19 protein-coding genes are annotated in these 20,497 nt (G+C 63.4%); 11 read left to right on the top strand and 8 right to left on the bottom strand.

Features of this window, described 5'->3' with window-relative positions:
• Positions 1–22 precede the first annotated feature (22 nt).
• From VRS74_RS00375 to VRS74_RS00365, 3 genes are read left to right on the top strand one after another with little or no spacing between them, the layout of a single operon-like run.
• Positions 23–805 (top strand): SDR family oxidoreductase, encoded by a 783-nt coding sequence (locus tag VRS74_RS00375; RefSeq protein WP_354143251.1) that lies wholly within the window; start codon positions 23–25, stop codon positions 803–805.
• Positions 802–1,470 carry a cytochrome b/b6 domain-containing protein gene (locus VRS74_RS00370; RefSeq protein ID WP_354143250.1) on the top strand — a complete coding sequence of 223 codons (669 nt, stop codon included), beginning with the start codon at positions 802–804 and terminating at the stop codon, positions 1,468–1,470. Before VRS74_RS00375 ends, VRS74_RS00370 begins: the two co-directional genes overlap by 4 nt.
• Before the next feature lie 16 nt (positions 1,471–1,486).
• Complete coding sequence (locus VRS74_RS00365; protein ID WP_354143547.1) at positions 1,487–2,200, top strand: molybdopterin-dependent oxidoreductase; 714 nt, start codon at positions 1,487–1,489, stop codon at positions 2,198–2,200.
• Between the two features lie 24 nt (positions 2,201–2,224).
• Here VRS74_RS00365 and lptB read toward each other — a convergent pair whose 3' ends face one another.
• Together lptB and VRS74_RS00355 are read right to left on the bottom strand one after the other, a co-directional pair.
• Complete coding sequence (gene lptB / locus VRS74_RS00360) at positions 2,225–2,932, bottom strand: LPS export ABC transporter ATP-binding protein (protein ID WP_354143249.1); 708 nt, start codon at positions 2,930–2,932, stop codon at positions 2,225–2,227.
• 56 nt (positions 2,933–2,988) lie between these two features.
• Positions 2,989–3,423, bottom strand: coding sequence for a DUF1801 domain-containing protein (locus tag VRS74_RS00355; RefSeq protein WP_354143248.1), 435 nt, complete (start codon positions 3,421–3,423; stop codon positions 2,989–2,991).
• 80 nt (positions 3,424–3,503) lie between these two features.
• Between VRS74_RS00355 and VRS74_RS00350 the strand changes: the two genes are divergently transcribed.
• The 6 genes from VRS74_RS00350 to VRS74_RS00325 all read left to right on the top strand — a co-directional run bounded on the left by VRS74_RS00350 (position 3,504) and on the right by VRS74_RS00325 (position 10,279).
• Positions 3,504–4,820: a class I SAM-dependent methyltransferase gene (locus VRS74_RS00350; protein ID WP_354143247.1), complete on the top strand. Its 1,317-nt coding sequence runs from the start codon at positions 3,504–3,506 to the stop codon at positions 4,818–4,820.
• A 12-nt stretch (positions 4,821–4,832) separates the two neighbouring features.
• Entirely contained in the window at positions 4,833–5,738 is a 906-nt protein-coding gene (locus VRS74_RS00345; protein ID WP_354143246.1) for a haloalkane dehalogenase, read from the top strand.
• A 27-nt stretch (positions 5,739–5,765) separates the two neighbouring features.
• Entirely contained in the window at positions 5,766–7,013 is a 1,248-nt protein-coding gene (locus tag VRS74_RS00340) for a class I SAM-dependent methyltransferase (RefSeq protein ID WP_354143245.1), read from the top strand.
• A gap of 66 nt (positions 7,014–7,079) precedes the next feature.
• A complete protein-coding gene (locus tag VRS74_RS00335; protein ID WP_354143244.1) occupies positions 7,080–8,300 on the top strand; it encodes an argininosuccinate synthase in 1,221 nt (406 codons plus the stop codon).
• An 840-nt stretch (positions 8,301–9,140) separates the two neighbouring features.
• Complete coding sequence (locus tag VRS74_RS00330; protein WP_354143243.1) at positions 9,141–9,596, top strand: septal ring lytic transglycosylase RlpA family protein; 456 nt, start codon at positions 9,141–9,143, stop codon at positions 9,594–9,596.
• 80 nt (positions 9,597–9,676) lie between these two features.
• Positions 9,677–10,279, top strand: coding sequence for a hypothetical protein (locus VRS74_RS00325; protein ID WP_354143242.1), 603 nt, complete (start codon positions 9,677–9,679; stop codon positions 10,277–10,279).
• A 44-nt stretch (positions 10,280–10,323) separates the two neighbouring features.
• Here VRS74_RS00325 and VRS74_RS00320 read toward each other — a convergent pair whose 3' ends face one another.
• The 6 genes from VRS74_RS00320 to VRS74_RS00295 all read right to left on the bottom strand — a co-directional run bounded on the left by VRS74_RS00320 (position 10,324) and on the right by VRS74_RS00295 (position 17,675).
• Entirely contained in the window at positions 10,324–10,779 is a 456-nt protein-coding gene (locus tag VRS74_RS00320; RefSeq protein ID WP_354143241.1) for a CHRD domain-containing protein, read from the bottom strand.
• Between the two features lie 98 nt (positions 10,780–10,877).
• Positions 10,878–11,612: an Hcp family type VI secretion system effector gene (locus tag VRS74_RS00315; RefSeq protein WP_354143240.1), complete on the bottom strand. Its 735-nt coding sequence runs from the start codon at positions 11,610–11,612 to the stop codon at positions 10,878–10,880.
• Between the two features lie 187 nt (positions 11,613–11,799).
• Entirely contained in the window at positions 11,800–14,715 is a 2,916-nt protein-coding gene (gene uvrA / locus VRS74_RS00310) for an excinuclease ABC subunit UvrA (RefSeq protein WP_354143239.1), read from the bottom strand.
• 403 nt (positions 14,716–15,118) lie between these two features.
• The gene (locus VRS74_RS00305) at positions 15,119–15,862 is read right to left on the bottom strand and encodes an ABC transporter ATP-binding protein (protein ID WP_354143238.1); all 744 of its coding nucleotides are present in this window, start codon (positions 15,860–15,862) and stop codon (positions 15,119–15,121) included.
• Positions 15,862–16,815, bottom strand: a complete 954-nt coding sequence (locus tag VRS74_RS00300; protein WP_354143237.1) for a FecCD family ABC transporter permease — start codon at positions 16,813–16,815, stop codon at positions 15,862–15,864. Before VRS74_RS00300 ends, VRS74_RS00305 begins: the two co-directional genes overlap by 1 nt.
• Entirely contained in the window at positions 16,815–17,675 is an 861-nt protein-coding gene (locus VRS74_RS00295; protein WP_354143236.1) for an ABC transporter substrate-binding protein, read from the bottom strand. The genes VRS74_RS00300 and VRS74_RS00295 overlap by 1 nt, the downstream gene beginning before the upstream one ends.
• A 180-nt stretch (positions 17,676–17,855) precedes the next feature.
• Here VRS74_RS00295 and VRS74_RS00290 point away from each other — a divergent pair, with 180 nt between their 5' ends.
• Entirely contained in the window at positions 17,856–18,179 is a 324-nt protein-coding gene (locus tag VRS74_RS00290; RefSeq protein ID WP_354143235.1) for a hypothetical protein, read from the top strand.
• 143 nt (positions 18,180–18,322) lie between these two features.
• On the top strand, positions 18,323–20,287 hold the full coding sequence (locus VRS74_RS00285) for a putative bifunctional diguanylate cyclase/phosphodiesterase (protein ID WP_354143234.1): 1,965 nt from the start codon (positions 18,323–18,325) through the stop codon (positions 20,285–20,287).
• The last annotated feature ends 210 nt before the right edge of the window (positions 20,288–20,497 follow it).

Raw genomic sequence — 20,497 nt, 5'->3', positions numbered from 1 at the left:
GCGAATCTGCTGAATAGAAAATATGGTCCTACCAACAGCATTGGTAACGGGAGGTGCGGCGCGGATCGGCGCGAAGATCGCCGAGGCCTTCGCGGCAGACGGCTGGCATGTGGTGATCCACTATCGCGGGTCGGACGACGAAGCGGGGGCGCTTGCCGATCGCCTGCCCTCGGCGGAGATCGTCCATTGCGACCTCGCCGATGGCGATGCGGCAGTGGCGATGGTGCGGCAGCTGGCGGATCGCCTGCAGGATTGGCGCGTGCTGGTGAACAATGCCTCGATCTTTCCCTATGATTCGGCGACCGATCTGGATTCGGAAATCAACAAGCTGGCGATGCAGATTAATGCCGAAACCCCTGCCCGCATGTCGCAGGTCTTTCTTGCCCATGCCCGCGCAAAGGCCGGCAAGCGCGTGATCCACATCACCGACCAGAAGCTGGAAAACCCCAATCCGGACTTCTTCAGCTACACAATGAGCAAGCATGCGCTGGCCGCGACCATTCCCATGCTGGCTGAATTGCGCGAAGAAGGCGGAGCGGCCGGGCCGGAAGATCACGTCTATGGCCTCGCGCCGGGCGCAATCCTCGCCAGCCATGACCAGAGCGAGGAAGAGATAGAAATCTCGCACCGGCTCAATCCGCTCAAGCGCAAGACCGGGCCTGACGAGGTTGCTGCGGCTGCATTGATGCTTGCCAAGGGGCTTTTGCGAAGCGGTGAGACGATCTTCGTCGACAGCGGGCAGCACCTGCTCGACCAGAAGCGCGATGTGATCTGGCTGGCGCGGGCGATGGCAGCCGCGAAATGAAGCGCCACTCGCTCCTAACCCGCCTGTGGCACTGGCTCAATGCGCTGTGCGTGATCGTGCTTTTCATGAGCGGGCTGAACATCTCTAACGCGCACCGCTATCTCTATTGGGGCAATTACGGTTTCGATCCTGCCGATGCGTGGCTGGTGGTGCCGCGCTTCCCGGGCTGGATGACCATCCCCGGTTATTACGATCTTGCGGGCGCACGCGGGTGGCACATGCTGATAGCCTGGCCCTTTGCGCTGGGCCTTCTGGCAATGTGGATCGCCATGCTGCTGAGCCGCCACTTCTGGCGCGACCTGCGCACCACGTGCGCGGAATGGAAGCCCGCGGCGATCTGGCGCGACATCGTGCAGCACATGAAGCTCGATTTTTCGCATCCGGGCGCGAAATACAATTTCCTGCAGAAGCTGGCCTATGGCCTCGTGCTGGGCGTGTTCCTGCCGCTGATGATCTTCACCGGCATGGCGATCAGCCCGGGACTCGAGCCGGCTGCGCCCTGGCTGGTCGAAATCTTCGGCGGGCGGCAAAGCGCGCGCTCGATCCATTTCATTGTCGCCTGGGGAACTTGCGCCTTCTTCCTCGTCCATATCGCGCTGGTGCTGCTGTCGGGGCCGGTCGGACAGTTGCGAGACATGATCACGGGAGGGCGCCGTGAAGCGTAGGAACCTCATCGCCGGCATGGCGGGGCTGTTTGCCGCGGGCTGTTCGAAAGTAGCCGACAGCAAAGCGGGCAGCGCGCTGCTTTCCGCCGCCGAGGACTGGCACCGCAAGGCGCATCGCGCGCTCGCCAACCGGCAGGCGCTGGCGCCGGAATTCACCCGCGCGGACCTTTCGCCGACCTTTCGTGGCAATGGCTCGCTGACGGTCGACACGCCGTTTTACCGCGAGCAGCTGGCCAGCGGCTTCCCTGACTGGCGGCTGGAAGTGACGGGTTTGGTGGCGACGCCGCTTACGTTCAGCCTCGAGAATATCCGCCGCTTGCCTCAGCGCACGCAGATCACAAGGCATGACTGCGTCGAGGGATGGAGCGCCATCGGCGAATGGACGGGCCCGCAGCTATCGCTGTTGCTCGATGCGGCAGGAGTGCTTCCGGAAGCGAATTTCATCCTGTTCCGCTGCGCCGACACGCTCCACGGCCACCGCTATTACGAAAGCATCGACATGGTCGATGCCTATCACCCGCAGACCATTGTGGCGCACATGCTCAATGGCGAACCTTTGCCTGAGAAGAACGGCGCGCCGCTGCGCATGCGGGTCGAGCGCCAGCTCGGTTACAAGCACCCGAAGTACCTCACGGCGATCGAAGCGGTCGCGACCCTCGACGGGATCGAGGGTGGCAAAGGCGGCTTCTGGGAGGACCAGTATGGCTACCAATGGTACGCCGGAATGTGACCCGGATTGCCAGCAGGGCCAGGCTCAGTGCTTGTGGCCGAGATAGCGTGAAATAACATCGGGGTTGTGCAGCATTTCCTGCGAATCGCCTGAGAAGATCACTCTGCCCTCGGCCATCACATAGGCGCGATCGATCACATCGAGCATTTCGGGCACGTTCTGGTCGGTCAGCAGGATACCGATGTTCCTGCCCCGCATGTCGGCAATCATCTGCTTGATGCTGGCAATAGTGAGCGGGTCGATCCCGGCGAAGGGTTCGTCCAGCAATACGATGCGCGGATCGAGCGCCAGTGCGCGGGCAACTTCGCAACGACGACGCTCACCACCCGACAGCGAATTTGCAGGTGAGTCTCGCAAGCGGACAAGGTCGAGCGCTTCGAGCAGTTCCTCCAATCGCTCGTCGCGCAGTTCCGGCGAAGGCTCCACCACTTCGAGCATGGCGGAGATGTTCTGCTCCACCGTCAGCCCGCGAAAGATCGAAGGCTGCTCTGGCAGATAGGCGAGTCCCAGAACTGCGCGGCGATAAAACGGCAGCCGCGTCACATCCTCGCCATCGAGGACCACGCGCCCCATATCGGGCCTCACCAGACCCAGCAGGCAATAGAAGGTGGTTGTTTTGCCCGCGCCGTCCGGACCAAACAGGCCAACAACCTCACCCTGATCGATGCTCAGCGACACGCCGTCGAGCACCGGACGTGCACCGAAGCGCTTGCGCAGCTCGACAGCTTCCAACCGCGAATTACCGCCTTCTGGCGTCAAGCCACTCAATTGGTTGTTCACTCCGGCTATTACGGGAACCTGCGTGTCATTGCTTCCCAGTCGGACGCAATCATTTCTTCCAGCACGCTCATGTCCACATCGGCAAGCTTGTTGATGTAGAGGCAACTCTTGCCAGTCGAATGCTTGCCCAGCCTCTTGCGCAACTCGTCTCGCTGTTGCCCCGCCAGTTCATCGCAATATCCGCCCATCAGATAAAGCGAATGCTTGGCCTTGCGAGGTGAGAAGCCGGCGCGCATCCAGTGGGCATCGCGTCCGCTGGCATAGGTGGTGCGATATTCGCCATAGCCGATGATCGTAGGCCCCCACATGCGTGGCTGTTCTCCCGTCACCTTTCGGAAAAGCGCATCGAGCACTCGCGCTTCCTCGCGCTTGGCTTCCGGATCCACCGTTGCGATGAAATCGGCGGGATCCTGCTCAGTGATCTGGGTCTTGGGCTCGGTCATGGTGCCAGTGCCTCCGCAATTGACAGCTTAGCGTGCAACACGCAGTCTGTCAGTGAGAGAAGAATGGGGGGCGCAAATTAATGTGGTTGCTGGACAAATTCCTGACAAAGGTAATCAAGCACGGGCAATTGATAATAACGGACCACGATGGGAAGGAATATGTCTACGGCAGGGATCCGGGAAGCTATCCGGCCGAGATCGGCGGCAAGCCTGGCCCCGTAAGAATCCGCCTGACCCACCCCAAGGCCGCGCATCATATCGCCCGCTATCCGCAGCTCGGCGCGGGCGAGGCATTCATGTGGGAATGGCTGGTCGTCGAGGACCCTCACGACATCCGCGACATGATCCTGCTCGTGACAATGAACGCCAAGCGATTGGGCGAAGCATCGCTGAAGCCGCAGGGGCCGATCCGGCGAACACTCCAGCGAACGCTCGCCAAGCTCGACGGGATCAATTTGCGCGCCTCCGCCCGCAAGAACGCCGAACACACATACAATCTCACGCGCGAACTCTACGAGCGTTTCCTCGATGAGGATCGCCAATACACCATGGCCTATTACCGCGACGAAGACCCGTCCTCGACGTCGCTCGAACAGGCGCAGATGGACAAGAAGGCACATCTCGCGGCCAAGCTGCATCTGAAGCCCGGCATGAAAGTGCTCGATATCGGCTGCGGCTGGGGCGGTTTCGCACTGTATCTCAACAAGATGTATGGCGTGGAAGTAACCGGCGTCGCGCTCGCGCCAGACCAGATCGCCTTCTGCAAGGAGCGCGCCGAGGCCGAAGGCGTCGCCGACAAGGTGCACTTCCACCTGATGGATTATCGCGATGTCGAGGGTGAATTCGACCGCATTTCCTCGGTCGGCCTGCTCGAACACGTCGGCACGATCCACTATCCGCAGTTCTTCGCGCATACCCACCGGCTGCTGAAGCCCGACGGCGTGATGATCAGCCATTGCTGCGGCCGCGCCGGCCCTCCCGGCTTCACCGATGCCTGGACCCGGAAGTATATCTTCCCGGGCGGTTACATCCCCGCACTGTCCGAACTTGTGAGCGAGAGTGAAAAGGCCGGATGGCAGGTGATGGATGTGGAGGCGATGCGCTTCCATTACTCCTATACGCTTGAGGAATGGTACAATCGCACTGTCATGCACCGCGAGGAGATCACGGATATGTATGACGAGCAATTCTATCGCATGTGGCTGTTCTATCTCGCCGGAGCCGAGCAAAGCTTCCGCAACGGCACGATGGTGAACTGGCAGGTCCAATATGTGAAAGACCGTGCAGCCATCCCGATGACTCGCGAGTATATTGGCGAAGAATCAGCCCGACTTCGCGCAATGGGCGAAGTGCCGCAATGGCGTTTCGATCCGGAGCTGAAAGAAGCGGCTGAATAGGGGAAAGTAAGAATGGGCGAAATCTACCGCACACCGGACGAGCGTTTCGCCCAGATTCCCGACTTTCCCTTTGAGCCGAATTATTTCGAGCTGACGGGCGGCCTGCGGCTGCACTACCTCGATGAAGGCCCGCGGAATGGCCCGATCGTGCTCATGCTGCACGGCGAACCGAGTTGGTGCTTCCTTTATCGCAAGATGATCCCGCCAGTGGTCGCGGCTGGCTATCGGGTACTTGCGCCCGACCTGATCGGTTTCGGCAAGTCCGACAAGCTGACCCGCAAGAGCGACTATACTTACGCCAAGCACGTTGGATGGATGCGCGAGTGGTTCGAGGCACTCGGGCTCAAGAATGCGATACTTGCCTGCCAGGACTGGGGTTCGCTGGTCGGGCTGCGCATGGTCGCCGAAATGCCTGACAAGTTCTCGGGCGTCGTGCTGTCGAATGGCGGACTGCCCGAGGGACAGGAGGCTCCCAAGGCATTCGCAGCATGGCGGCGCTTCTCAAAATACAGTCCGGTGTTCCCGATCGGCAGAATCCTTCAGCGAGCCACGAAGACCGAACTCAGCGCGGCCGAAGTTGCGGCCTATGATGCGCCCTTCCCCACCCGCGCCAGCAAGGCCGGGGCGCGGATCTTCCCATCGCTGGTGCCATTGGGCGAAAATGTCGCCGTGCCCGACCAGAAGGCCGCGTGGAAAGTGCTCGAAGCATTCGAGAAGCCCTTCACCTGCGCCTTTTCCGACGGGGATCCGATAACGCGCGGCGGCGATGCCAATTTCGTCAATCGCATTCCGGGTGCTAAGCTGGGATCGCACCGGACACTGAAGGGTGGGCACTTTATCCAGGAAGACGATCCCGAAGGCTTTGTGAGCGCGATCTTCGACACCGCAAGAACGGCAGGAGTTGCACCGCAAGCCTAGCACCGAAGGGGGAAAGGCTGTGGCACGATGTCGGAATCGCTGATCGACCGCTTTCTTGGCAAGGCTATCGCAAAAGGCCGATTGTCGGTCACCTTCCCCTCAGGCAAGCGCCACGAGCTTGGCCAACCGGCCGAGGGTTTCCCCGAAGTCGCCATCCGCCTGACCGACAGCAAGGTCGCGCGCGACATCTTGCTCGATCCCAGGCTGGGCGCGGGCGAAGCCTATATGGACGGGCGCATCGTGATCGAGCAGGGCGACGTGATGCAGCTGGTCCAGCTGCTGCGCATGAACAAACCGTGGGAACGCGGAGGAGAACTGAGGCCGCCGTCGCCGCTACGCCGCATCCGGGATGGCCTGAAATTCGCCGCGACTTCCTTCAATGAAGCCCGCTCCTCAAAGCGGAACGTCTCGCACCACTATGACATCGGCAATGAGCTCTACCGGCTCATGCTCGATCCCGCGCACATGCAATACAGCTGCGCCTATTGGGCGGAAGGCGTCACCACGCTCAACGAGGCGCAGGAAGCCAAACTGGCTCACATCGCGGCAAAGCTGGCGCTGTCGGAGGGCCAGCGTGTCCTCGACATTGGCTGCGGATGGGGCGGAATGGCGATCTACCTCGCCCGCCACTTCAATGTCGGCGTCCACGGTATCACCCTGAGCGAGCAGCAATTGGCGCTGGCAGAAGAGCGCGCCAAGGCGGCGGGTGTTTCGGGCCGTGTGAGCTTCGAACTGGTCGACTATCGCGACCTCGCAGGCCGAGGCGAGAAATTCGACAGGATCGTCTCGGTCGGGATGTTCGAGCACGTCGGCCGCCCGCAGTTCGAAACCTTCTTCCGTTGCTGCGCCAATTTGCTCACCGATGAAGGCGTGATGCTGTTGCATACGATCGGCCGCTTCGGCGGGCCCGGCACGACCGACGCCTTCACTGCCAAGTACATCTTTCCCGGCGGCTATATCCCCGCACTTTCGGAGACGCTGGCAGCATCGGAAAAGTCACGCCTGATCCACACCGATATAGAGACGCTTCGGCTGCATTACGCAAAGACGCTGCGCGCCTGGTATGCCAATTGCCAAGCGAACCGCGACGCGATCGTCAGCCTGTTCGACGATCGCTTCTATCGCATGTGGACTTTCTACCTCGCGGGGGCGACCGCAGCCTTCGAATATGGCGGAATGGGCAATTACCAGATCCAGTTCGCCCGAAACCGGCGGACCCTGCCGTTGACCCGAGACTACATTCAAGGAATGGAGACTTCGCTCAGGCCGCACTGATCGCCATTGCTCCATGGGCCTCTGCCTGTTAGCGGGCGCGGCAAGAATCTCAGGAGCGGCCCAATCATGTCCGATATCAAGCGTGTCGTCCTCGCCTATTCCGGCGGCCTCGATACTTCCGTGATTGCCAAGTGGCTTGAGGTGGAACGCGGCCTCGAGGTCGTGACTTTCACCGCCGACCTTGGCCAGGGCGAGGAAATCGAGCCGGCCCGCACCAAGGCACGCGCGATGGGCATCCCGGACAAGCACATCTTCATCGAGGATTTGCGCGAGGAATTCGTGCGCGATTTCGTGTTCCCGATGATGCGCGCCAACGCCCGTTACGAGGGCGATTACCTGCTTGGTACCTCGATCGCCCGCCCGCTTATCTCGAAGCGGCTGGTCGAGATTGCGCATGAAACCGGCGCTGACGCCATCGCCCACGGCGCGACCGGCAAAGGCAATGACCAGGTCCGCTTCGAACTTTCCGCCTATGCACTCGATCCCGACATCAAGGTGATCGCGCCATGGCGCGAGTGGGACCTTACCAGTCGCACCGCACTGATCGCCTGGGCCGAAGCGCACCAGATCATGGTGCCAAAGGACAAGCGCGGCGAAAGCCCCTTCTCGACCGACGCGAACCTGCTTCACACCTCATCCGAAGGAAAGGTGCTGGAGGATCCCTGGAAGGAAACGCCCGACTATGTCTATTCGCGCACCGTCAATCCCGAGGACGCGCCGGACGAGCCCGAATACATCACTATCGACTTCGAGCAGGGCGATGGCGTTGCGCTGAATGGCGAAGCGATGAGCCCGGCGACATTGCTTGCCGCACTCAACGAGCTCGGTCGCAAGCATGGCATCGGCAGGCTCGACCTGGTCGAGAACCGCTTCGTCGGCATGAAGAGCCGCGGCATGTACGAGACGCCGGGCGGCGAAATCTATGCCCGCGCGCATCGCGGCATCGAGCAGATCACGCTCGATCGCGGGGCGGCGCACCTCAAAGACGAGCTGATGCCGCGCTACGCCGAGCTCATCTACAATGGCTTCTGGTTCTCGCCCGAGCGCGAGATGCTGCAGGCTGCCATCGACCACAGCCAGGCGAAGGTTACCGGCACCGTGCGCCTCAAGCTCTACAAGGGGCTTGCCAGCGTAGTGGGGCGCAAATCGCCGAACTCGCTCTACTCGGAAGCGCATGTGACCTTCGAGGACGATGCCGGCGCCTATGACCAGAAGGATGCGGCGGGCTTCATCAAGCTCAATGCGCTGCGTTTGCGGCTCCTCGCGCAGCGCGACCAAGGCAAGTGATCACGCATTCCTGATCCCGAATTGCGGGATCGGAGCAAGTATGCGCGGATTTTTGCGATGAACCGTTGAGTTATCCACTCTCGTCCACAGGTGATCTGCGGAAAAGTGGAAAACTCGGGGTTGTCAAACTTGCGCGACTCAGCCGGAAGGCGCAGTCTCAAAGCATCGGAAGGGAGCGAAAAATCCGCGAAAATCTGGCTCTAACGAGTTGATTTTCAAGAGTTTCTCAAACCAGTCCGACGCGGTGGTGATTGTCCACGCGGTCTTTGAGACCGGACATGCAGAAGGTGCAAACTGGAAGCAAGTGCGGTTGTTTGAGGAGAACGCGATCGCAGATCCACCGGTAAGGCCAGGAACCTGGTTGCCGATCGATGGAGGGAGGACGCCGAGGCGAAATCCAGCCGCTTGAGTGAGGTGGCCGCCAAAAGGGGAATGGTCTCGGTATCGCTGGAAGGCAGGCACCGCTTGGAAGGGCTTCGGCCAGGAAGAGTAGGACCGGTTGGAAAGCGGAACCGGATGCCGGCGCGAGCGCCGGTGACGATAGCCTCCAACCCGTTGGAGGCAGCGGCATCGGGCGCCAAGCGCTTCTTGAAGGTTCGCCGGAAAAGAAGACCACGCGTCGGTGAGAGTGGGGTCGGCAGCAATGCCGGCCCCATTTGCTTTGATCCTTCCGAATCGCAAGTAACACTACGGAAAGCGGTATTTCCTGCTCCTCGATGCGCTAGCGAACATCGCCATTCACTCAGTTCGCCGCAAATTCGGCACCGCTTTCGTCAGTTTGGCCTCATATGCACAGCGACGAGTTGCCCGCACTCCGAACATGCCTGTAAAGCGCCGCGCATGGAACGGGATCGTCCCTTGCGCGGCTTCTCGGCCGTCTGCACCTGGCTCCTGCCGCTGGCGCTGGCTTCGTCAGCCGCCTTGGCGCAGGATGGAGAGGCGGCCGGCGAGATCCCCATTGCCGAAGAAGCCCCTGCAACAAGCCCCGTCGAAGTTATTCAACACCTCGGCAGCGGGCGCGCATCCTATTACGGCCGCCGCTTCCACGGCCGCCCCACGGCCAGCGGCGAGTCATTCGATATGCACGCGATGACCGCGGCGCATCGCACCCTCCCCTTCGGCAGCCTCGTTCGAGTAACCAATGTCGCCAACGGGCGCAGCGTTGTGGTCCGCATCAACGATCGCGGCCCCTTCCACGGCAACCGCGTGATCGACGTCAGCCGCGCCGCAGCGACCGAGCTCGGCCTGATCGCGCCGGGCAGCGGCGAAGTCGACCTCGAACTTCTCGCCAGCTGAACCTCCTGCGCGCAAGCGTTTGACATCACACCGGCAACGCTTCACCCTCGCTCTTCGCCTGTCGCAAGGGGAGGACAAGCATGAACCGCCAGCCACACCGTTTAGTCACCACCGCCGCACTCGCGCTCGCGCTCGCGCTCGCCGCCTGCTCCGGGCCGGGCGAGGAACCCGCCGCACTCGCCACCGACACGATCACCGATGCCACCTTCGGCTGCATCAGCCAGCTGACCCCGGTCGACCGCTTCTTCGTTGGCAATCTCGAAGGCGACCTCGAGGCCACGCTGGCAGTCGCGCAATCGGAGACCGGCGGCACCTATCCGGTCGGCTCGATAATCCAGCTCGTCCCCACCGAAGCGATGGTCAAGCGCGCGCCGGGATACAGCGCGGCGACCAAGGACTGGGAATTCTTCGACCTCGACATTTCGCCCACCGGCACCAAGATCCTCACGCGCGGCCATGCCGACGTGGTCAACCGCTTCGGCGGCAATTGCCTCGAGTGCCACGAGAAGGCCGAACCCCAGTGGGACATGATCTGCAGCACAGACCATGGCTGCGACCCGATCCCGCTCAACGACGCGATGATCCGCGCCTTGCAGAAGACCGATCCACGCTGCGAAGCGACCGAGCTCACCACCGAGGAGCAGGAGGGCCTCGCCCAGCTCCAGGCGATGATGGGCGGCTAGTGGAGTCCTGTCCGCCCTACCGCTTCGCTACTTGAGGGCGTCGGTCACTTCCCCAGCTGGCCGCGCACCGCGCCTTCGGGGAAGGCCTTGGTGTGGACATTGACGTAATATCCGTCAGACCTGCGCGCGATACGCTTCAGCAGTTCCTTGTCGGCATCGACGCAAACGTCGTCGCCATTGTCGCTCGCCAGCTGGAGCGACATCACCGGCGCGCCATTACTGCCCTCGCGCCCCTCGTGGATATGCGCCGCGACCACCTCGTCCAGCCCCTCCACCTCAAGCAGATAGCAGATCTTGCCGTTGGTCAGGTCGAGCTCGGCATTGAAATCGCCGCTCACATCCTCTCCGGCCCCTTCATGTCCCACTTCATTCTCGCCGAACAGCGTTGCGCCCACATAGGCATAGTCGGCATCCTGCGCCGATGCGGCGCCCGCCGCCACCAGCCCTGCCCCCAGCAATAACGGCGCCAGCGCGCCCGCAAGTCCCGTCACATACCGCATTGCGTCTCTCCTGCGAGCCACAGGCGGCCCGGCAGCAGCGATTTACGCCTGTGCCGCGAGTCGCGGAAACGAATTCGCATGCGCGCCGGACAGGCCCGCTACCACTCGATCTTCGAGAAGGTGAACACCACCATTTCCGGTTCGCAGGCGACGATCTGCGCATCGAGTATGGTGCGCGTGCCGCCGGTCGTGTCATCGCGCATCGGCACCGGCCCGCCAACAGGGCCAAGCCTGCAACTGCTGCCGGGGCTCCTGCGCGCTGCCGCCTCTCGCACTTTCTGCACCGCCGGAAGCAGCAGCGCCACGGCAGTCGGTTCCTTGCCCGGAGCCGCGATATCGCCCGGGCCGCCGGTATGGTCGCCCTTGGGCTTGATCGTGATCACCGGGCCATAGGTGGTGGTGCTGCCCCCCGCCTGCTGGCCGCTGGTATCGGCCACCCCGCGCTTGAGCGTGATGTTCGAGAATTTGCGCGGCGCGGGGGCGGGAGCGGCTTCCGCGGCCGCAGCGGCATCGTCCGGCGCTGCCCCTTCAGCAGAGGATTTGTCGATCCGCTTGCGGATAACGATCGGCTGGTAGGTGCGCCTGCCGGTGGCCATGCCCGACGAACCCTCTGCCGATGCCTCGGGCGCGAAATCCAGCGCGACCAGCTCAACCCAGACTTCGCCCGAACTGTCGGCCGCGGCGGCGCGCGCGTCGATCTCGTCCGGTTCGATCCCGGCAGTCGCGAGGCCGCTCTCGCCCTTGATATCGCCCAGCTTGATATAGGCCGCCGCCTGCGCCGCGCAGGGCACCGCCAGCGCCGCCAGCGCTATCGCACAATTCCTGATCTGCATGTTCCTTCCCCTTCCACCGGAGAGGGTACCCCATGCGACACATGCGACATAGTCCAGAATGAAAATTCTGGTTTTGTTTTCCGCACGCCCTCCGGCGTGCGATATCCTCGCGCGTTACGAGCAAAGCTCGACGCGCTGCGGGTGGCCGGTCGCCCTTGCGGCTCGCTGGGCGCTCGCCGAACCAACCCTACTCGGCTGCCTCTTGCTGACGTTCGAGCATGGGTTTGAGGTACTGCCCAGTGAAGGAGCGTGAAACCTCCGCCACGTGTTCGGGCGTGCCCTGCGCCACCACTTCCCCGCCCCGCACGCCGCCTTCCGGCCCAAGGTCCAGAATCCAGTCGGCGGTCTTGATCACGTCGAGGTTGTGCTCGATCACCACCACCGAATTGCCCTGGTCCACCAGCCGGTGGAGCACTTCGAGCAGCTTGCGCACGTCCTCGAAGTGAAGGCCGGTGGTCGGCTCGTCCAGTATGTAGAGCGTCTGCCCGGTGCTGCGCTTGCTGAGTTCCTTCGCCAGCTTCACCCGCTGCGCCTCGCCGCCTGACAGCGTGGTCGCCTGCTGGCCCACCTTGACGTAGCCCAGCCCCACCTCGTTCAGCATATGCATCTTGTCACGGATGGGGGGGACGGCCTTGAAGAACTCCTCCGCATCCTCGATCGTCATGTCGAGCACGTCGGCGATCGAGTGGCCCTTGAACTTCACCTCCAGCGTTTCGCGGTTGTAGCGCTTGCCGTGGCATTCCTCGCACGTGACGTAAACGTCGGGCAGGAAGTGCATCTCGATCTTGATCAGCCCGTCGCCCTGGCACTTCTCGCACCGCCCGCCCTTGACGTTGAAGCTGAAGCGGCCCGGCTTGTAGCCGCGCGCCTGCGCCTCGGGCAGGCCGGCGAACCAGTCACGGATCTGGGTGAAGGCGCCGGTGTAGGTCGCGGGGTTGGAGCGCGGGGTGCGGCCGATCGGCGACTGGTCGATCTCGATCACCTTGTCGCAATATTCGAGCCCGGTGATCTTGTCATGCGCACCCGCGATCACCCGCGCGCCGTTGAGCGCGCGGGCCGCGCCGGCGTAGAGCGTGTCGATCGTGAACGAGCTCTTGCCGCTGCCGCTGACGCCGGTGATGCAGGTGAAGGTGCCGAGCGGGATGCTGGCGGTGACCTGCTTGAGGTTGTTGGCGCGCGCGCCGTGGACGGTGATGTGCTGGCCGTTACCCTTGCGGCGGGTGGTTGGCACGTCGATCCGGCGTCGGCCGGTCAGGTAATCCGCGGTGAGCGAGCCCTTGGCGCGCTCGATATCGGCAAGCTTGCCCTGCGCCACCACTTCGCCGCCGTGGACGCCCGCGCCGGGGCCAAGGTCGACAATATGGTCGGCGGCGCGGATCGCGTCTTCATCGTGTTCGACCACGATCACGGTGTTGCCAAGGTCGCGCAGGCGCTTGAGCGTTTCGAGCAGCCGGTCATTGTCGCGCTGGTGCAGGCCGATGCTGGGCTCGTCGAGCACGTAGAGCACGCCCGAGAGGCCGCTGCCGATCTGGCTGGCGAGGCGGATGCGCTGGCTCTCGCCGCCGGAAAGCGTGCCGCTGGTGCGATCAAGGTTGAGGTAGTCCAGCCCGACATTGTCGAGGAAGCCCAGCCGCTCGTTGATTTCCTTGAGGATCGCGCGGGCGATCTGCTGCTGCGTGTCGTTGAGCTTGGCCTCGAGCGCGAGGAACCACGCCTTCGCGTCGGCCACGCTCATCCTGACCGGCGTGGCGATGTCCGTTCCTGCGACCTTCACCGACAGCGCCTTCTCGTTGAGGCGCTTGCCGCCGCAGGTCTCGCACGGCTGCGCCGTCTGGTACTTGCCCAGCTCCTCGCGCATCCACGCGCTCTCGGTCTGCAGCATGCGGCGGTTGAGGTTGCCGATCACGCCTTCGAAGGGCTTGCGCACGGTGTATTCCTTGCGACCGTCCTTGAAGGTGAGCTCGACCGGCATGCCGCCCGTGCCGTGGAGGATGATCATCCGCTGGTCGGGCTCAAGCTCGTTCCACGGCGTGGTCAGGTCGAAGTCGTATGCCTTGGCGAGGCTCGCCAGCACCTGCATGTAATAGGGCGACGGCGGGTTGGACTTCGCCCAGGGCACCACCGCGCCCTGCTTCAGGCTGAGCGCCTCGTTCGGCACGACCAGCTGCGGATCGAACAACAGCTTCTCGCCGATCCCGTCGCAAGTGGCGCAGGCGCCCTGCGGCGCGTTGAAGGAGAACAACCGCGGCTCGATTTCCTCGATGGTGAAGCCACTGACGGGGCAAGCGAACTTCTCGCTGAACACGATGCGGTTGGCGGGGATGCCCGCGCCCTTCATCGCGCCGCCCGCTTCGCCCTCACTCTCGCGCCCGGGCACCACGCCATCGGCCAGATCGACATAGGCCAGCCCGTCGGCAAGCTTGAGCGCGGTCTCGAAAGAGTCGGCAAGGCGCGTCTCCAGCCCCTCTTTCACCGCGACGCGATCGACCACCACTTCGATGTCGTGCTTGTACTTCTTGTCGAGCGCGGGGGCTTCCTCGATCGCATACATCTCGCCATCGATCCGCACGCGGGTGAAGCCGGCCTTGTGCCACTCCGCCAGTTCCTTGCGGTATTCGCCCTTGCGCCCGCGCACCACCGGCGCCAGCAGGTAGAGCCGCGTGCCTTCGGGCAGCGCCATCACCCGGTCGACCATCTGGCTGACGGTCTGCGCGCTGATCGGCTCACCCGTGGCGGGAGAATAAGGCACCCCCACCCGCGCCCACAGCAGGCGCATGTAGTCGTAAATCTCGGTAACGGTCGCCACGGTCGAGCGCGGATTGCGGCTGGTGGTCTTCTGCTCGATCGAGATGGCTGGAGAAAGCCCGTCGATATGCTCGACATCGGGCTTTTGCATCATCTCGAGGAACTGGCGCGCATAGGCGGAAAGGCTCTCGACATAGCGCCGCTGCCCCTCGGCATAGATCGTGTCGAAAGCGAGCGAAGACTTGCCCGAACCCGACAGGCCGGTGATCACGATCAGCGCATCGCGCGGCAGATCGATATCGATCCCCTTGAGGTTGTGTTCGCGCGCGCCGCGGACGGAAATCTTGCTAAGGGCCATGGAAATTCGTGTTCCGCAAATGTTCCGGATAGTCAAGTGAAGCGCAGGTGCAGCCCACTGGGATCGGATAGATGTGGGGGCAAATGCGCCGGATGCAAACGGGTTTCGCGCTTCGCTTCATGGCTGGCGCTCCGAAGGGCACCCGATGCTTAATTGCTCAATCGCACTTCACTTTTTCTGCCGCCCCGCCTGCTTGAAGCCAGCCTACAGGAAAACTGAAGGCCAATCTCTATCCCCAAATCGCTAGCAAGAGCTTCTCTTTGCAAGTCTATCCCTCCTGCCCTTCGGGTCGCACCAGGGCCGCAGATTGGAAATGCAAGGACGGGCCGGGCATGCACCTCTCCGCATGTCCGGCCTTACGCTGTTATGCAGGGTTCAGTGAAGCTTTCCGCAAGCCTTCGCTTCAGGCCTGATCGCCCACCAGAGCGCGTGCTCCTTGATCCCCGATCCAGCGCATCGAAACGCCCCAGGCCGACTTGATATTACCCGACGACAAGGCATCCGGCGGCGGGCCATCCGCTAACAGCTTCCCCTCGCGCAGCACCAGCACGCGATCGGCATGGTTCATCGCGGTGGCAAGGTCATGCACGACGAGCACCACCCCTGCCCCTGCCCGCGCGGCTTGCCCAAGATGGCGCAACAGAGCCTGCTGGTGCGCGAGGTCGAGCGCGGCGAATGGCTCGTCGGCCAGGATCCAGCGGGGCTCCCCCGCCAGCACCCGCGCCAGCAAGGCCCGCGCCTTCTCGCCGCCAGACAATTGCGAGACGGGGCGGTGCCGCAACCCCTCAAGATCGAGAGCGGCGATAGCGCTTTCGACCGCCTGCTCCCCGCGATCTCGATGCGGCATCCGCCCAAGCCGCACGAGGTTCTCTACCGCGACATCCCATGCCACTTCGGCCTCTTGCGGAAGGTATCCGATATACTGCGCGCGAATACGCGGATGCATCGCGCCCAGCGGCTCGCTGTCCAGCGTGACCGCCCCGGCAGAAGTTTCGAGCAGCCCTGCCAGCGCCATCAATAGGCTGGACTTGCCTGCGCCATTTGGGCCGCAAATAGCCATGACCTTCCCCGGCTCAAGCGCCGTGCTCAGCCGGTCGAGCACCTGCGCCCCTCCACGCACCAGCGAAAGCCCTTCAGCGGCAAGCATCACAGCCTCCCCCGGCGCATCCGCACCAGCAGCCACAGGAAGAACGGCGCGCCAAGCAAGCTCAGCGCGATCCCGAGCCGCAGTTCAGTGACGAGCGGCAGTATGCGGACCAGGCTGTCCGCCGCGAGCACCAGGCAGGCGCCAGCCAGCGCGCTTGGCAGGATCAGGCTCGACGGCAACCGGTCAGTCAGCGGGCGGACAAGATGCGGCACGATCAGGCCGACGAAGCCGATGATCCCCGCCACCGCCACGCTTGCGCCAACGGTGAGGCCCACCCCGCCGACCAGCAGGGCCAGCAGCCAGCCGGGCCGCACGCCGAGCGACCGTGCCGCCGCCTCGCCCAGCGTAAGCGCATCGAGCGAGCGAGCAGCAAGCGCGAGCAGGCCGATCCCTGCCGCCACCAGCGGCGCGGCGAGCATGACATCGCGCCAGCTGCGATCGGTCAGCGCGCCATTCAGCCACAACACGATCTCGCTCATGGCGAAGGCGTTGGGAGAGAGAGTGATCGCCAGTGCTGTCAATGCTCCGGCGAGGCTGGCAATCATCAGGCCGGCCAGCGTGAACAGCGCGATCCCGCCAGTGCGCCCGGCAATCGCGGCAAGCATCGCCATGCCAGCCGCCGCGCCCGCCAGCGCCATCAGCGGCAAGAGCCAGGGGCTGGCCGAAAAGCCGAACCACAGGCTGGAAACCGCGCCCAGTGCAGCCATCGGAGCAATCCCGAACAGGCCGGGATCGGCCAGCGGATTGCGCAGATAGCCCTGCATCGCAGCGCCAGCCGCCCCCAATCCCGCGCCGATCACGACCGCCAGCAGTGCGCGCGGCAGGCGCAGCTCCATCAGGATCAACGTGGCATTGGGGGTCGTAGCTGGATCGATCCACACGCGCCCCGCAAGCAACGACAGCGGCAGCAACAGCGAGAGAAAGCCTGCGAAAACGAGTGTGGCACGGTTCATCATGTGCCTCCCGCCCTTATTTCGCTCAGCCGCGCCATGGCCCGAATGATCGTTGGGCCGCCGCAATAGAGCAATGCGGGATCGAAGCTTTCGACGCGCGTTGCCTTGAGCCGCGACAAGGCCGGGTGGCGTTGCGCACGCGCATCCCCGGCGACCAGCAGCACTTCGGGCGGATCGGCCAGAAGCGCTTCGAGCGAGAGGTAGTCCGCCTGCCCCATTCCCCGCAACGCGCTCTGATTACCGAACCCGGCGCGCCGCATCAATTCGCTCGCCAGCGTCGCCTTGCCCGGGACGATCTGCCCCGGCTGCCACAGCACTGCCGAAACCGCAGGCGTGCCTGGAGGTGCCGTACCATCCGCCAGCGCGGCTTCGATCCGCTGCGCCAGTTCCTCACCGCGACCTTGCTGCCCGGCAAGTGCGGCGATCTCGCGCACCTGTGCAATGCTCTCTTCAGGTGTGCTGGCGATGCCGACGAAACGGGTCGGGATATCCAAATCGGCCAGCGCCTGACGCGTGGATGGGGCAAGGAAAGTATCCGCCAGCACAAGATCGGGATCGAGCGCGAGCACTTCCTCCACCGTACCGCCGGTCCTGGGATATTTCTGCGCGACGCTGGCCGGGATCGAACTGCCTGCCGGATCGCGGCTGTAATGCGAGAGGGCAAGGATCTGCTCCGGATCGGCCACTTCGACCAGCATCGCATCGATGCAGGGGTTGAGGCTGACGATGCGCGGCATCGCACCAGCATCGCGCGCGCCGCTCTCTTGCGCGCCGGGCGCGCAGCCAGCCAGCGCCAGCGCGAAAGCCGGGAGCGAGCAAGCTGCAAGGCGTTTGCCGGTCGTGAAGAATCCAGTGCGCATCGATCCCCTTCGCCCGGCCAGCGATAGAGGCGGCGCGGCGGGGCTGCAAGCTGGCGCTCCTGCCCCTCGGAACGCGAAAGGCCATGGAAAACGTTCCGTTAACCCTGTCGCAGAACCAAGCCTTAGGCCGGGCCGGTTAGAGAGTGCTCAACCAGACAAATACCCCCTGAGGTCGCACCAATGCAGTTCTCTTCGAATGCCGCGCGTAATTTGCAGCGCGGCCCGCTCGCTCGCCTTATCGTTCCGGCCCGGCCCGAAGCCGCCGCCAACGACAATGGCGAGGAGCCGGTAAGCGAAGCCATGCTCGAAGCGTCGTTGCGGCATTTCGCCGCGTACGGACTTGGCGCGGCACGCGCGGCTCGCCTGCAGGCCGAATTCGCCTTCTTTGCCGGTGACCGCACAGCCTATCGCTGGTGGCTGGGTATCTGCCGCCTGCTCGACAAGCGCATGGCGATGATCGCAGCACGCGAATTCGAAACAAACCCGCCCGGAAAGATCGGCTGAAACCGCTCAGCCAATCTCTGGCGAAAGCGCCAATTATCTCAAGTTTAAGCCAATTCTTGAGAAAACGGCTCGAATCCATCAGGTATAATGGTAAGCGGCGCGTTAACCGGAAAGTGACGACTTCGTCCTATCACGGAGCTGTGATGGGACGGATCACCCACTTCGGCGCCCTGCGGGAACGCCTTTCGCTGCTATCGCGTGAGGACAATTTGTCTGAGCGGGTGCGCCGCATCCTCGTGTCCACGCTGTACACGCAGCCCACAAGCCTCGCGATCGGCGCGATCAACGGGATCGCATCGACTGCGATCGCCGCCTGGGTCTCGGGCATCGACATCCTCTATACCGGCTGCATCGTGCTCACCGTGATCGCAGTGGCGCGCGTCACGGCGGCGCTGGGCCTTTCGCCCGACGAGAACAGCAACAGCACCAACAAGCTTGAGATCGCCTATGAAGTGGGCGCGTTCAGCTATGCCTTCGTGCTCGGCGCGCTGGCGGCACTGGTGTTGGCGCTCAAGGCGCCGGCTTCGGTCGAAGTGCTGATGATCGCCAATGCCACCTGCTATGGCGTGGGCATCTGCGCGCGCAACGCCGGGCGGCCCACGATTGCGCTGGGCCAGATGGTGCTGGTCTGCCTGCCGATCATGGCAGCTTCGCTCTACGTCGGCACGATCGCATTCGTGGCGCTGTTCGTGACCATGCTGCTGCTGCTTCCCGCGATGTGGTCGATCACGCTCAACGTGTTCAAGGTGCTGCGCGATTCAATCAGCGCAGCCGAAACCAGCACGCAGCTGGCCGACAAAATGCAGCTGCTGGCGCGGACCGATGACGTAACCGGGCTGGCCAACCGCGCGGGCCTGAACCACGCGATGGTCGAAAGCATGATGACGCTCGAACCGGACACGCGCATGGCGCTGCTTTGGATCGACCTCGACCGCTTCAAGGAAGTCAACGACCTGTTGGGCCATCCTGTCGGCGACCGGGTGCTGGCGGAAGTGGCCAAGCGGCTGCGCGACATCGCACCCGAAGGATCGACCGTCGCGCGCTTCGGCGGCGACGAATTCGTGCTCTATAGCCCGGTTTCCGGACGCAAAGAGGCCGAGCGCCTCGCCAGCGAGATCCATATCGAAATCATGCGGCCGCTGCGGGTCGACAACCGCGCGCTAAACGTGCGCGCTTCGCTCGGCGTCGCGCTGATGCCCGACGACGCACAGGACATCGACACTCTGATGCAGCGATCGGACCTTGCGCTTTACCACGCCAAGGTTGCCGGCCGCTCGCAGACCAGCTTCTTTAATCCGTCGATGACGCGCGAGCTTGTCCGCCGCCGCGAGATCGAGGACGAATTGCGGCTCGCCATCATGCGCGACGAGCTGTCGATCTTCTTCCAGCCGATCGTGGACCTTGGGACAGGCAAGATTCGCTCGTTCGAGGCGCTGGTGCGCTGGTTCCATCCGGAAAAGGGCGAGCTGCGCCCCGACGAGTTCATCCCCGTGGCTGAGGAAACCGGCGTGATCGTGACGCTGGGCAACTGGATCACCGCGCAGGCCGCGCGCGCCTGCGCGCAATGGCCCGAGGACGTGAGCGTGGCAGTGAACCTTTCACCGCTGCAGATCCGCGCGCCCGGCGCCGCGCTGGGCATCCTCAACGCCCTGCGCGAGGCAAAGCTCGATCCCCGGCGGCTCGAGCTGGAGGTCACGGAAACGCTGTTCGTCGACGACACCCATGCCACCGCGGCATTCATCGAAGAGCTGTCTGACCGCGGCGTGCGCTTCGCGCTCGACGATTTCGGTACGGGTTATTCCTCGCTGGGCTACATCAACTCTTTCCCCTTCTCGAAGATCAAGGTCGACCGTAGCTTCGTGTCCGGCCCCAATGTCGGCAAGAAGAGCGACGCGATCATCCGCGCCGTGGCCGAAATGGGCACCACGCTGGGCATGGAGATCGTCGCCGAAGGGATCGAGACGATCGAGCAGGTGCGCGCGGTGCGCGAAGCCGGATGTACGCTGGGCCAGGGCTATTATTTCAGCCGCGCCGTGCCGGACTACCTTGCGGCAATGCTGCTGGCGCAGGAACGCGATGACGACCTGCCCAAGGCGCTGATGGCCTGAAGGCCATAGCAATCCCACCAACCAGACTATCTGCCTGAACCCGTTCCGCAGCCTGTTCTGCGGAACTGGATTGCCGATTCCAGCAGCTCTTATTGCTATTGCGAATTGTTTGCGAAAATTCCCTTGCAATTAGGGCATTTCGCAGTTGCATTCGCTTGCTGCGAGGCCTAGGTCGCCTGCAAATAGCCAGGCGTACTCCCTCACGGACGC

It is taken from the genome of Altererythrobacter litoralis (assembly GCF_036324225.1).
Lineage (GTDB): Bacteria > Pseudomonadota > Alphaproteobacteria > Sphingomonadales > Sphingomonadaceae > Erythrobacter > Erythrobacter litoralis_A.
This window is presented reverse-complemented; position numbering and strand designations above follow the sequence as displayed.